We start from the raw sequence: 13,389 nt of genomic DNA, 5'->3' as shown, positions 1-13,389 counted from the left end.
TGTAATTTGGAATTGATTTACGTGGGTTTCCAAACCCACGATAAGGTTCCACAAGTTTCAGTTTTGTTCAATTTTCAAGGTCCTGCTCGCTGTTCGCATCTCGCGCTACAGCCTATTTATTATATCTCATGAAGTTCCGTTTGTCAAGAACTTTTTTGAGATTTTTTTGAAGTTTTTTTCGGGAACCAAGCTTCCGAAAAGCCTTCAAAGGCTGTTGTTATGCGGTTTTCAGCGGCCGTCTGTGTCGCTCTCGCGCCGGACAGCTTGACTATAATACCACCCCGTAAAGCGTTTGTCAACACCTTTTTTCAGATTTTTTGCGATTTTTTTCGCATTTCTTTCAGAAGGACGTTACATCGCCTTTTCTTGTGATGGTAGGCGTATCATACCACATTTTCTTTGCATCTGTCAATACAGAAGTCCTACTTTTGTTGAGAAGCACAATTTCTTAAACAAAAAGCGTGCATTCTGACGAACGCACGCTTATCTTTATTGCATTATAACGCCGGAAGGCTCTCCCCAAGCAGTTCTGCCCGCATCCATTTGAGAACCTTGCGTTCCCTCCGCGAGACCTGTACCTGTGTGGTCCCCAATACTTTCGCCGTTTCGCTCTGGGTGCGTCCCCCAAAGAAGCGCAGCCGGATCATCTGGCGGTCACTGGGCGACAGCTTGTCCATCACCTCCGCAAGGCCGATCCGATCGGACAGGCTCTCCTCCGGGGATTCCACCGGCACATCCCATTCCCTTTGCCCGTCCTCTTCATCGGTGGGCGTCAGGGAGATGGCCGGCAGCGAAGCACGTATGGCCAGTGCGATCTGTTCGGGCGTTGTCTGCAAGGTTTCCGCCAGCTGGGTCACACCGGGCTCCTGCCCCGTCTTTTTCAGACAGCGTTCCCGTTCAGCGTTGATTTTCAATCCCAGTTCTTTGAGAGAACGACTGACCTTGACGGTGCCGCCGTCCCGGAACAGCTTTTTGATCTCCCCCAGGATGACTGGCACAGCATAAGTGGAGAAGCAGACACCCCGGCCTGTATCGAACCCGTCGCATGCCTTGACCAGTCCCAGGCAACCGGCTGCGTACAGTTCCTCATATTCAATGCCGCGCCCCTTGAAGCGTCCGGCGCAGGCATGCACCAGCCCCAGATTTTTCTCAATAAATTCCGCGCGCGGCAGCAGCTCAATGCTCTGTGCAGGCATAGCGGTTCCCCCTTTACTATATATGTAAGGGTCAATCGCGGGCCTCCAGCCGTTTGGTCAGCGTGACGCGGGTGCCCTTGCCCGGCGTGGAGGAAACCCGGACTTTATCCATAAAACTCTGCATGACCGCAAATCCCAGCCCTGCCCGCTCCGACGGGTCGCCGGTGGTATACATAGGTTCCATAGCCTTGGGAACATCCTCGATGCCCACGCCGCGGTCGCTGATGGTGATCCGCACCAGGCCCCCTTCATATAGTCCGGCCGTCATGGTGATGGGGCCGATGGCGTCCGGGTAGGCATGTACGATGCAGTTGGTGACCGCCTCCGAGACCGCCGTCTTCAGATCGGCCAGCTGGGGCACCGTGGGATCCAGCTGCACCAGAAACGCCGCCAGCGCCGCCCGGGCAAAGCCCTCGTTCACCGAGCGGCTGGCAAAGGTAATCTTGACTTGATTGAGCATTTTCATGGCAAAGTCCTCTCAGGCATAAGTAATGTGGGCCAGATCCAGCATTCGCCGCACGGTGGGCGGCGGGTTCTGTACGGTGAGCCGCCCGCCCAGGGAGGCAATATGCCGGTCCCTGCCCAGAATCAGTCCCACGCCAGAGGAATCCATGAAGGTGACGCCGGAAAAATCCAGCGTCAGCAGTTCGGGCAGACGGTCGTCCACCTGAGCGTCGATCTCCCTGCGCAGGGACTGGGCGGCATGATGATCGATCTCGCCGCTGAGATAGGCAGCCAGCGTGCCGCTGCCCGGCACAAAACACACCTTGGCCATACGGTTTGTCCTCTTTTCGTTGCGGATGATGCGAAACAATATAAAAAAGCCTGTATCCTTACGATACAGGCTTCCCAGTAAATATTTTGTTGCAAGCGGTCGGTACCGCATTATTTTTCCGCTTCCTTGAGCAGCCAGGGCCGCGCCTCGGCCGCCAGGTACAGCGAACCGCAGACCACCACGCCCGCCAGGTTGTTGTCCTCGGCGTAGCGCACCGCCTTGCGCAGGGCCTCCGGTACGGTGCCCGCTGCTTCGGCATCCATGTGGAACCGGGCTTCCTTCTGCAGGTCCTCCCCTGTGAGCGCCCGCGGGCAATCCGGCGTCACGGTATACACCTTGGCAAAACAGGGCGCCAGGATCTCCAGCATCTGCTTATAATCCTTGTCGGCCAGCATACCCAGCACACCCACCAGGTTCTCGTCATATTTGGCCTTCTGCAGCGTCTGCGCCAGGGCGCGGGTACCGTCCGGGTTGTGGCAGCCGTCCAGAAGCAGCAGCGGATGACGGCGCAGCACCTCGATACGGGCCGGCATGCGGGCAGCCTCCAGCCCCTGCATGATGGCGTCGTCGGAGATTTCATATCCGTATTCACGCCAGAGCGCCAGGGCGATCTCCACCGCCATGGCGGCATGGTTGGCCTGATGCGCCCCCGGGAATCCCAGGGCCGCCTGGTATCCGCCGTAGTCGATGCGGTTCTCCAGGCTTTTGCCGGGCAGCTGACGGATATCCTCCAGCTCCGGCGTGATGATGCTGGTGTGGGCCTCGGCCGCCGCCGTCAGAATGGGACCCATGGCCTCGGCCGGCTGGTCGGGATAGCAGACTACCGCACAGCCTTCCTTGATGATACCGGCCTTTTCCGCCGCGATCTTGTCCAGGGTATCCCCCAGCAGTTCCATATGGTCATAGCCGATCTTGGTGATGGCCGCCACCAGTGTGTGCGGCACCACGTTGGTGGCATCGTACCGGCCGCCCAGACCAGTCTCCAGCACCACCAGATCACACTTTTCGCGGGCAAACCACAGCAAAGCCAGTGCCGTGATGGCCTCAAACTGCACCGGGGCCTCCCCGCCCTCCTCGTGGATGGCGGCGATGGCATCCAGCACCTTCTGCGTCAGCGAGGCCAGGGTGCGGGGCGGGATCATCTCGCCGTCGATCTGGAACCGCTCCCGGAAATCCACCACATAGGGACTGATGGTCAGGCCGGTCTTGTAACCGGCGGCCGTCAGGATGGCGGCGGTCATGGCCGCCAGGCTGCCCTTGCCGTTGGTGCCGGCAATATGCACGCACTGCAGCTGCTCCTCGGGGTTGCCCAGGTGTGCCAGCAGATTCCGCATCCGCTCCAGTCCGGGTTTGCCGCTGCCCAGCCGGGGCAGTGCATGCAGGGCTTCCATTGCTTGTTGGGTCGTCATTCCGACTGTTCCTCCTTGTCCTCATCCCATTCTCCCGCGGCAGGCCGTTCTCCCGACCCGAACTGCGCCTCGTAAGCACGGTGGGCGGCACGTTCCGCCAGACGCTCGTGCTCCGCCTCCTGGCGCGCACGCCGCAGTTCTTCCCGTTCCTCCCGCAGCGCCCGGTTTTCCGATTCGATCCGGGCAAAGGCCATCAGCAGCCGCACGATCAGCAGGATGATCAGGGCCACCAGCAGGCCTGCCACGACACCCATCATGTCGATCCAGATATCAGTCACCATCGAAGTGCGGTTGGGAATGAACAGCTGGATGGTTTCATCCATCACCGCCGTGCTCATGCCCACCAGCAAAGGCCAGCTCATGTGCCGGACAAAGTGGGCGGTATACACCCGCAGGCAGAGCATGAGCAGAAAACCTTCCATGGAGAATTCCAGGAAATGGGCGATCTTACGGATGGTATGCTCGGACATGGGGCCCAGATGAACCCTGCCCAGCGCACTGTTGACGGCGTGCATGACCTCCTGGCTGCGCAGCGAGGACTGCGCGCCGGTCTGCAGCGAATTGCGGAAGATGTAGGCAATGCAGGCCAGCAGGGCGATGGTAAAAATCACCCGGAACGCAATGAGCCACGGACTTGTTTTTTGTCTTTCCATAGTGCTCCTTATATCATATACTTGAACCAAATACACCTCTGTAAAACGATATTATAGCACCCCCTTACCGTCACGGCAAGCCAATCGCCGGAAAAACCGGCGGAACCGCGCCGATTCCCGAAATTTTTCACTTGACAACCGCCAACGGGTGCGGTAGGATACGTTATATAAAAATGCGATGAGAAAGAGTGCGCTTTGTTCCGCTTATCCAGAGAGCCGGCGTCGGGTGCAAGTCCGGCAAAGTGGGCAGGGTTGCTGTCACTTTTGAGCAGGCACGGTGAACCGGCTGGCTAGCCGTGCCCGGGTTTGCCGCCGTTATCCGGGCAGGCGGGGTGGTTGCTCTGCCGCAAAGAGGCCTTTTCCAAGGCAATTTGGGTGGTACCGCGACTTGATATTTTCAGGCCGTCCCATGATCGTTCATGGGGCGGTCTTTTTGTTTGCCAGAAAACAGCCCCGCAACACAGACCAGGAGGTTTTGTTTATGCCGAAAGAACTCGCCAAACAGTACGCGCCCCAAGGCGCCGAGGATCGCATCTACCAGAACTGGTGCGACAAAGGGTATTTCCACACCCAGATCGACCGCAGCAAGAAGCCGTTCACCATCGTGATGCCGCCGCCCAACGTCACCGGCCAGCTGCACATGGGCCATGCCATGGATGAGACCTGGCAGGATATCCTGACCCGCTACAAGCGGATGCAGGGCTACGCCGCCCTGTGGGTGCCGGGCACCGACCATGCGTCCATCGCCACCGAGGCCAAGGTGGTGGCCAAGATGCGGGAAGAGGGCCTCACCAAGGAGATGGTGGGCCGCGACGGGTTCCTGGAGCGCGCCTGGGCCTGGAAGAACACCTACGGCAACCGCATCGTGAGCCAGCTGAAGAAGCTGGGCTGCTCCTGCGACTGGCAGCGGGAGCGCTTCACCATGGACGAGGGCTGCTCCGATGCCGTCAAGGAAGTGTTTGTGCGGCTGTACAACAAGGGCCTGATCTACCGCGGCAACCGGATGGTCAACTGGTGCCCCCATTGCAACACCTCCATCTCGGACGCCGAGGTGGAGTACGAGGCCAAGGAGGGCAGCTTCTGGCACCTGCTGTATAAAGTAAAGGAAACCGGCGAAACGTTGGAGCTGGCCACCACCCGTCCCGAGACGATGCTGGGCGATACCGCCGTGGCCATCAACGCCGACGACCCGCGCTACACCCACCTGCACGGCTGCCATGTGATTCTGCCGCTGCTGAACCGGGAGATTCCCATCGTCTGCGACGAGCACGCCGACATGGAAAAGGGCACCGGCGTGGTGAAGATCACCCCCGCCCATGACCCCAACGACTTTGAGGTGGGCAAACGCCACAACCTGCCGATGATCCGGGTGCTGACCTACGACGGCCACATGACCGGCGCCGCCGACAAGGCCGCCGTGGACGCCGAGAAGGCCGCCGGGCGTGCTGCTTCCGACGAGCCCGATGTGCTGGACTGCGGCAAGTATGCCGGCATGACCGCCATGGAGGCCCGCAAGGCCATTCTGGCCGACCTGAAAGCCTGCGGCGCCCTGAAGGAGACCGAGAGCATCACCCATGACGTGGGCACCTGCTACCGCTGCCACTCGGTCATCGAGCCCATGGTCTCCAAGCAGTGGTTCGTCAAGATGGAACCGCTGGCCATCCCCGCCATCGAGGCCGTGGAAAAGGGCGACATCAAGTTCGTGCCCGAGCGGTTCACCAAGAACTACATCAACTGGATGAAGGGCGGCCGCGACTGGTGCATCAGCCGTCAGCTGTGGTGGGGCCATCAGATTCCGGCCTGGTACTGCGACGACTGCGGCGAGACGGTAGTTACCAAGGAAGCCCCGTCGGTCTGCCCCAAGTGCGGCAGCACCCATCTGACCCAGGATCCCGACACGCTGGACACTTGGTTCAGCTCCGCCCTGTGGCCCTTCTCCACCCTGGGCTGGCCCGACGAGAAGGCCGCAGACTACAACTACTTCTACCCCACCAACACGCTGGTCACCGGCTACGACATCATCGGTTTCTGGGTGTCCCGCATGATCTTCTCGGGTCTGGCCTACACCGGCAAGGCGCCCTTTGACACCGTGCTGATTCACGGCATCGTCCGCGACAGCCAGGGCCGCAAGATGTCCAAGAGCCTGGGCAACGGCATCGACCCGTTGGAGGTCATCGGCCAGTACGGTGCCGACGCGCTGCGCATGATGCTGATCGTGGGTTCCACCGCCGGCAACGACATGCGCTACAGCGAGGAGAAGGTCACCGCCAGCCGCAACTTTGCCAACAAGCTGTGGAACGCCGCCCGCTTTGTGCTGATGAACCTGCCGGAGGACTTCCAGCCCGGTATGCCGGAGGAGTCCCTGCTGGACATGAGCGACAAGTGGATCCTCTCCGAGCTGGCCAAGGTGGCCGCCGAGGCCACTGCCAACCTGGACAAGTATGAGCTGGGTCTGGCCGCCGAGAAGGTGGAGAACTTCATCTGGGAAGTCTACTGTGACTGGTATATCGAGATCTGCAAGTCCCGTCTGAACAGCGACGACGCCGTCCAGGCCGACACCGCCCGCAAGGTGCTGGTCTACGTGCTGGACAAGGCCCTGAAGCTGCTGCATCCCTTCATGCCCTTCATCACCGAGGAGATCTACCAGGCGCTTCCCGGCAGCGGCGAGACCATCATGCTGGAGACCTGGCCCGGCAACCTGGAGATGAAGGTGTGGGCCGACGAATGTGCCGATTTTGAGAAGCTGATGGACTACATCAAGGCTGTGCGTGCCATGCGCAGCGAGATGAACGTGCATCCCGCCAAGAAGACCACCATGATCATCGAGACCGCCTCCCCTGCCGCCTTTGAGAAGGGCGGCGCCTACCTGGCCCGCTTTGCCTTCGCCACCGACGTGACGCTGACCGCCAAGTACGAGGGCACCACCCAGGGCATGGTCACGGTGGCCACCCCCGATGCCCGCGGCTTCATCCCCATGATGGAGCTGATCGACCGTGACAAGGAGCTTGCCCGTCTGAACAAGGAACTGGCCAAGGCCGAGAAGGAAACCGCCATGTTCCAGAATCAGCTGAACAACCCGAAGTTTGTGGAGAAGGCCCCGGCCAAGCTGGTGGAGGATACCCGCGCCAAACTGGCCGCCGCCCAGGAGAAGGCCGCGAAGATCCGGGATTCCATCCAGGCGCTGGGCTGACCCGCCGTTTTGCAAAGGAGCGATTGACCAATGGAAGCAGGTATGACACGGGAACAGGCCTGGGCGCTGGTCCGGGAATACAACCAGGAGCCCTTTCATCTGCAGCACGCCCTGACGGTGGAAGCCGTCATGCGGTGGTTTGCCGGCGAGCTGGGCTACGGCGCCGACGCCGATTTCTGGGCACTGTGCGGTCTTTTGCACGATGTGGATTTTGAGCGATATCCCGACCAGCACTGCACCAAGGCTGCCGAGATCCTGCCCGCCGCCGGCGCCAGCGAAGCGCTGACCCATGCGGTGTGCAGCCACGGCTACAGCCTGTGCAGCGAGGTCAAACCGGAGCACGAGATGGAAAAGGTGCTCTTTGCCACCGATGAGCTGACCGGGCTCATCGGAGCAGCCGCCAGGATGCGTCCCAGCAAGAGCTGCACCGACATGGAACTGTCCAGTCTGAAGAAGAAATTCAAGGACAAGAAATTTGCCGCCGGCTGCTCCCGTGACGTGATCCGTCAGGGCGCCGAGATGCTGGGCTGGGAGCTGGATACCCTGCTGGACAAGACGCTGCAGGCCATGCGCGCCAGCGAGGCGGAGATCCGCACCGCCATGGAAGCGCTGTAAATCTCGTTTTTCCATAAATCAAATACCGGAACTTCTGGAAGGAAGTTCCGGTATTTTTTATGGCCGACAAAAAAGTCCCCGCGCCGCAGGGCACGGGGACTCACTCGTTCCAACACAAAATTGCAAAGGGATAAGAATCAGCCGAATTACTTGCTGGCCTTCTTGGTGGTGGTCTTCTTGGCAGCCGGCTTCCTGGCGGCAGTCTTCTTGGCCGCGGGCTTCACAGCCTCGCTGACGGCCTTGACAGCCTCTTCCACCACGGGCTTGGCAGCCTTGACGGCTTCCTTGACCACCGGCTTCGCCGCCTTGACCGCTTCACCGGCGGCAGGCTTGACGGTCTCGGTGACGGCCTTGAGGGTATCGTTGACCGCCTTGGCAGCCTTCTTGGCGGCGGGCTTGGTGCTGGCCTTCTTGACAGCCTTGACGACTTCCTCGGCCGCATCCACCGCGGCGGCAGTCAGTTCCGCCTTGGCCTTGGCAGCACTGGCTTTGGCGCTGGCCTTGGGCTTGCGGGTCACTTCGCTGATGGTCCAGTACTGAGTGGTGCCGTTCTCGTCCCGCCAGATCTGCAGGGCAGCGCCGTTGTCGGTGTTCATGCCCACCACGTCCAGCAGCTTGCCGGCCAGGTTGGACTTGATCTTGACGCGGCCGTCATTGGACGGCTCCACCACCCACAGCTGGCTGGACGCCGGGGCGCCCTCCCACTGATGGACGCGGGTGCCGTCGCTGACGCCGCCGCAGTCCAGGTCCAGCATCTTGCCGGTGAAACGGTTCTGGATGCGGTAGACGCCGTCGCCGGCGGCCACGAAATTCCACTGCTGCCACTCGGCGTTCACGTTGTCCCACAGCTGGATCTTTGCGCCGTTGTCGATGTTATAGTCAGCCACTTCCACGACCTTGCCGTTGGCTGCGCTGATGGTATAGAACTTACCGTCGGTAAGTACAGTCTGAGAAACTTTCTTTTTCGGTGCCATATCGGATTCCTCCTAATACGTTGAGCGGCCGCTTCGATGTGCTCGATCCCTCGGGCCGCATAGTGTTCCACGCCAAATGTACGTGGCTACGCTGTCTATTATAGCCACTTTTTTCCAATTCGTCAACTTTTCGTCGCTGTTGCGGCATTTTGCACAAAAAATCCGGGATGGCGCGAAGCCATCCCGGCAAATTGGATTGATTTAGGAGGATTTTTACCGTTTCTTTACGAGTTTTCCGCAAAGTTGCCGGTGTACAGACGATAGTACCGGCCCTTCTGGGCGATCAGTTCGTCATGGGTGCCGCGCTCAATGATGCGGCCCTGTTCCAGCACCATGATGCAGTCGGAGTTGCGCACCGTGGACAGACGGTGGGCAATCACGAAGGTGGTGCGGCCGTACATCAGGCCGTCCATGCCGTCCTGGACCAGTTTCTCGGTGCGGGTATCGATGGAGGAGGTGGCTTCATCCAGAATCAGTACCGGGGGATCGGCCACGGCAGCGCGGGCAATGGCCAGCAGCTGACGCTGGCCCTGGCTCAGGTTGGTGCCGTCGCCGGTGAGCATCGTGTTGTAGCCGTCCGGCAGATGCTTGATAAAGCCGTCGGCGTTGGCCAGACGAGCCGCGGCGATGCACTCCTCATCGGTGGCGGTCAGGCGGCCGTAGCGGATGTTGTCCATCACCGTGCCGGTGAACAGATGGGTATCCTGCAGCACAATGCCCAGGGAGGAACGCAGGGCGTCCTTCTCGATGGACTTGATATCGTGGCCGTCATAGAGGATCTGGCCCTTCTGGATATCGTAGAAGCGGTTGATCAGGTTGGTGATGGTGGTCTTGCCGGCACCGGTGGAGCCGACAAAGGCGATCTTCTGGCCCGGACGGCCGTAGAGGTTGATATCGTGCAGCACGATCTTGCCCGGGTCGTAGCCGAAGTCCACATCCTTGAAGACGATATCGCCCTTCAGTTCGCTGTAGGTGCTCTGGCCGTTGGCATCGGTCTTTTTCCAGGCCCAGGTGCCGGTGGGCTCGCTGGCCTCGGTCACACTGTTGTCCGGCAGATACTTGGCATTGACCAGGGTAATGTCGCCATCGTTGACTTCGGGCTTTTCATCCAGCAGCGCAAAGATACGCTGGCCGCCGGCCAGGGCCATGACCACCGAGTTCAGCTGCATGGAGATCTGGGTGATGGGCTGGTTGAAGTTGCGGGTCAGCACCAGGAAGCTGGCCAGCTTGCCCAGCGTAACACCGCCAAATCCGGCAATGGCCATGGCGCCGCCGATGATGGCGCAGAGCACATAGCTCAGGTTGCCCAGCTGGGCGTTCACAGGCATGGCCACCAGCGCAAAGGCGTTGGCCTTGTCGGCGCTGTGGAACAGCTCATCGTTGAGTTCATCGAACCGTTCGATGGCGGCTTCCTCATGGCAGAAGACCTTGACCACCTTCTGGCCGTTCATCATCTCTTCGATGTAGCCGTTGACGCGGCCCAGTTCCCGCTGCTGGTCCACGAAGAACTTGCCGGAACGGCCGGTGAGGAACTTGGTGCAGAGCAGCATGACGCCCACCATGAGCACCGCCACGATGGTCAGCACCGGCGCCAGCACGATCATGGAGATCAGCACACTGACCACAGTGATGCAGGTGTTGACCAGCTGGGGCAGACTCTGGCTGATCATCTGGCGCAGCGTATCGGTATCGTTGGTGTAGACCGACATGATATCGCCGTGGGCATGGGTATCGAAATACTTGATGGGCAGCGTCTGCATGTGGGTGAACATCTCGTCACGCAGATTCTTCAGCGTGCCCTGGGTCACCCGGGCCATGGTGCGGTTCTGCAGGAAGATGGCCAGAATGCCCACCGCGTAGAACAGCGCCACGCGGGTGATGGCCTGGATCAGGCCGGAGAAGTCGCTGCTCTTTTCCAGCAGCATGGGGGTGATGTAGCCGTCGATCAGCGTCTTCATGAACAGCGTGCCCTGCACCTGGGCAAAGACGCTGATAAAGATGCAGCAGAGCACCGCAATGACCGGGAACTTATAGAGGTGCATGACATAGGCAAGGATGCGCTTGAGGATCTTGCCGGGGTTTTCCACCTTGGGGCGCGGGCCGCGGTTGCGGCCGGGGCCCACCAACTTAGCCTGCTGTGCCATTACGCCTCGCCCCCTTTCTCGTCGAAGTCGCCGGAGCCTTTGGTCTGGCTGTTGTAGACTTCCTGATAAATTGCGTTGGTCTTGAGCAGATTTTCCGGCGTGTCAAAGCCGCTGATGTGGCCGTTATCCAGCACCAGCACATGGTCGGCGTTCTCCACACTGGAGATACGCTGGGCAATGATGAAGACGGTGGTGCCGGGGATCTTCTCGGCAAAGCTGTGACGGATCTTGGCGTCGGTGGCGGTATCCACGGCGGAGGTGGAGTCGTCCAGGATCAGGATCTTGGGCTTCTTCAGCAGCGCACGGGCAATGCACAGACGCTGTTTCTGACCGCCGGACACGTTGGTGCCGCCCTGCTCGATGTAGGTTTCGTACCGGTCGGGAAAGCGCTCGATGAACTCATCGGCGCAGGCCTGCTTGCAGGCTTCCTCGATCTCGGCATCGGTGGCGTCGGGGTTGCCCCAGCGCAGGTTTTCGGCGATGGTACCGCTGAACAGCTCGTTCTTCTGCAGCACCATGGCCACACTGTTGCGCAGGGTCTCCAGGTCATACTTGCGCACATCCACGCCGCCGACCTCCACGCTGCCCTCCGTCGCGTCGTACAGACGGGGCAGCAGCTGCACCAGGCTGGATTTTGCCGAGCCGGTACCGCCGATGATGCCGATGGTCTCGCCGGACTTGATGTCCAGGTTGATGTTCTCCAGCGCCTTCTCGCCGTTCTTCTTGTAGGCAAAGCTGACGTTGTTGAACCTGACGGAGCCGTCCTTCACTTCCATGACGGGGTTCTCACCGTTGGCCAGGTCGGACTTTTCGTCCAGGACTTCCGCCACACGCTTGGCGGAAGCGGCGGACATGGTGATCATGACAAACACCATGGAGAGCATCATCAGGCTCATGAGGATGTTCATGCAGTAGCTGAGCATGCTCATCAGGTCGCCGGTGGTGAAGCTGGTGGAGCCGGACAGCACAATGAGGCGGGCACCCAGCCAGGAGATCAGCAGGATGCAGCCGTAGACGGCCAGCATCATGAGGGGCGCGTTCCAGGCCAGGATCAGTTCGGCGCGCATCAGCAGCTGACGCACGTTCTCGCTGGCCTTGCGGAACTTCTCACCCTCAAACTTTTCCCGCACGTAGGCCTTGACCACACGGATGGCGGAGACATTCTCCTGCACGCTCTCGTTCAGGTCATCGTACTTGCGGAAAGCCGAAGTGAAGTAGTTGGTGGCATGCACCATGATGTACATCAGCGCCCCGCCCAGCAGGATCACCGCCACCAGGTAGACGCTGGCCAGTTCGGCGTTGATGGTAAAGGACATGATCAGCGCCACGATCATACTGGCCGGGGCACGGATGGCCATGCGCAGCAGCATCTGGTAGGCGTTCTGGATGTTGGTCACGTCGGTGGTCATACGGGTGACCAAACCGGCCGTGGAGTACTTGTCAATGTTGGCAAAGCTGAACGTCTGGATGTTGCGGAACATACCGCGGCGCAGGTTCCGTGCGAAACCCGTGGCCGCATGGGAACCGAACATGGCCCCCAGGATGCCCACCAGCAGACCGATGAGAGCGGCCACCAGCATTTTGGCACCCACCGTATAGATGACCTCCATGTTGCCGGCGGTCACACCGTCGTCCACGATGGTGGCCATCAGTTTGGGGATGATCATTTCCATGATCACTTCGCCGATCATACAGACCGGCGTCAGGATCGAGACCAGGCGGAATCCCTTGGTCTCACGCCCAAGTGTCTTGAACAAGATTGATTGCTCCTTTCTTCCTTCACATACTGCCCTTCCCTGCCGGGAAAAACGGACTTGCGCCCGTGTCAGCCATTTTCAGCGGCCTTGCTCTCTGGCGGCCGTGCCTCGCCCGCCAGAACCTGCGCGTTGGCCAGAATCTGCTCCAGCACCGCCCGGGCCACCGCCTGGCGCTCCGGTTCCACCCCGCGCTGCAGCTCCCGCTCAAAACGGGCGATGCTCAGGCGGATGCGCTCGTGGTAGGCCACCCCTTTGGCTGTGGCATTCAGCCGCTTGAGGCGGGCATCCCGTGCCACCGAACTGCGGGTGATGAACCCGTCCTGTTCCATGGCCTGGAGTACCGCCGTCACGCTGGAGCGCCGGATCTGCATCCAGTGCTCCACATCCCGCTGGTAAACGTCCCGGTTTTCCTTGTTGGCCCGGACGATCTCCCCCAGCAGCATGCCGCGGACACCCGTCAGTTCGGGGGTCACATCAGCCGCGATGCGCGCATCCAGCGCGCGGCGGATCACCCGGAAGGTCTGGGCGACCAGCGCGCCGAAGTGTTCCTCGCCGCAGCAGCCGGACGTACAGCCGGCCTGTTGTGTCTTCGTTTGCGTCACCCGCTCCCTCTGTTTTTGTTAGTTTGTGGACAGTTCGCGTCCTAACAGTTTCTGGACGTACCTAATCAGTATAG

11 protein-coding genes are annotated in these 13,389 nt (G+C 60.3%); 2 read left to right on the top strand and 9 right to left on the bottom strand.

Going from position 1 to position 13,389, the window contains the following annotated elements; genetic code table 11:
• Positions 1 to 497: 497 nt before the first annotated feature.
• The 5 genes from ABGT73_RS03385 to ABGT73_RS03365 form a co-directional block, all read right to left on the bottom strand.
• Complete coding sequence (locus ABGT73_RS03385) at positions 498 to 1,196, bottom strand: sigma-70 family RNA polymerase sigma factor (RefSeq protein ID WP_346668431.1); 699 nt, start codon at positions 1,194 to 1,196, stop codon at positions 498 to 500.
• 31 nt (positions 1,197 to 1,227) lie between these two features.
• On the bottom strand, positions 1,228 to 1,662 hold the full coding sequence (gene spoIIAB, locus ABGT73_RS03380) for an anti-sigma F factor (RefSeq protein ID WP_346668430.1): 435 nt from the start codon (positions 1,660 to 1,662) through the stop codon (positions 1,228 to 1,230).
• 12 nt (positions 1,663 to 1,674) lie between these two features.
• Positions 1,675 to 1,971: an anti-sigma factor antagonist gene (locus ABGT73_RS03375; RefSeq protein WP_346668429.1), complete on the bottom strand. Its 297-nt coding sequence runs from the start codon at positions 1,969 to 1,971 to the stop codon at positions 1,675 to 1,677.
• A gap of 110 nt (positions 1,972 to 2,081) precedes the next feature.
• Entirely contained in the window at positions 2,082 to 3,380 is a 1,299-nt protein-coding gene (locus ABGT73_RS03370; protein ID WP_346668428.1) for a folylpolyglutamate synthase/dihydrofolate synthase family protein, read from the bottom strand.
• Entirely contained in the window at positions 3,377 to 4,033 is a 657-nt protein-coding gene (locus ABGT73_RS03365) for a VanZ family protein (protein ID WP_346668427.1), read from the bottom strand. Before ABGT73_RS03365 ends, ABGT73_RS03370 begins: the two co-directional genes overlap by 4 nt.
• Before the next feature lie 481 nt (positions 4,034 to 4,514).
• On the opposite strand from ABGT73_RS03365, the gene ABGT73_RS03360 reads away from it, so the two are divergent.
• Complete coding sequence (locus ABGT73_RS03360) at positions 4,515 to 7,223, top strand: valine--tRNA ligase (protein ID WP_346668426.1); 2,709 nt, start codon at positions 4,515 to 4,517, stop codon at positions 7,221 to 7,223.
• A gap of 30 nt (positions 7,224 to 7,253) precedes the next feature.
• Positions 7,254 to 7,838 carry an HDIG domain-containing metalloprotein gene (locus ABGT73_RS03355; RefSeq protein ID WP_346668425.1) on the top strand — a complete coding sequence of 195 codons (585 nt, stop codon included), beginning with the start codon at positions 7,254 to 7,256 and terminating at the stop codon, positions 7,836 to 7,838.
• A gap of 146 nt (positions 7,839 to 7,984) precedes the next feature.
• Here ABGT73_RS03355 and ABGT73_RS03350 read toward each other — a convergent pair whose 3' ends face one another.
• The 4 genes from ABGT73_RS03350 to ABGT73_RS03335 all read right to left on the bottom strand — a co-directional run bounded on the left by ABGT73_RS03350 (position 7,985) and on the right by ABGT73_RS03335 (position 13,315).
• The gene (locus ABGT73_RS03350; RefSeq protein ID WP_346668424.1) at positions 7,985 to 8,812 is read right to left on the bottom strand and encodes an RICIN domain-containing protein; all 828 of its coding nucleotides are present in this window, start codon (positions 8,810 to 8,812) and stop codon (positions 7,985 to 7,987) included.
• Between the two features lie 224 nt (positions 8,813 to 9,036).
• Positions 9,037 to 10,956, bottom strand: a complete 1,920-nt coding sequence (locus tag ABGT73_RS03345) for an ABC transporter ATP-binding protein (protein ID WP_346668423.1) — start codon at positions 10,954 to 10,956, stop codon at positions 9,037 to 9,039.
• A complete protein-coding gene (locus tag ABGT73_RS03340) occupies positions 10,956 to 12,713 on the bottom strand; it encodes an ABC transporter ATP-binding protein (protein ID WP_346668422.1) in 1,758 nt (585 codons plus the stop codon). Before ABGT73_RS03340 ends, ABGT73_RS03345 begins: the two co-directional genes overlap by 1 nt.
• Positions 12,714 to 12,781: 68 nt before the next feature.
• Positions 12,782 to 13,315 carry a hypothetical protein gene (locus ABGT73_RS03335; RefSeq protein ID WP_346668421.1) on the bottom strand — a complete coding sequence of 178 codons (534 nt, stop codon included), beginning with the start codon at positions 13,313 to 13,315 and terminating at the stop codon, positions 12,782 to 12,784.
• Positions 13,316 to 13,389 lie beyond the last annotated feature (74 nt).

This window comes from uncultured Subdoligranulum sp., assembly GCF_963931595.1.
Classification (GTDB): Bacteria; Bacillota; Clostridia; order Oscillospirales; family Ruminococcaceae; genus Gemmiger.
This window is presented reverse-complemented; position numbering and strand designations above follow the sequence as displayed.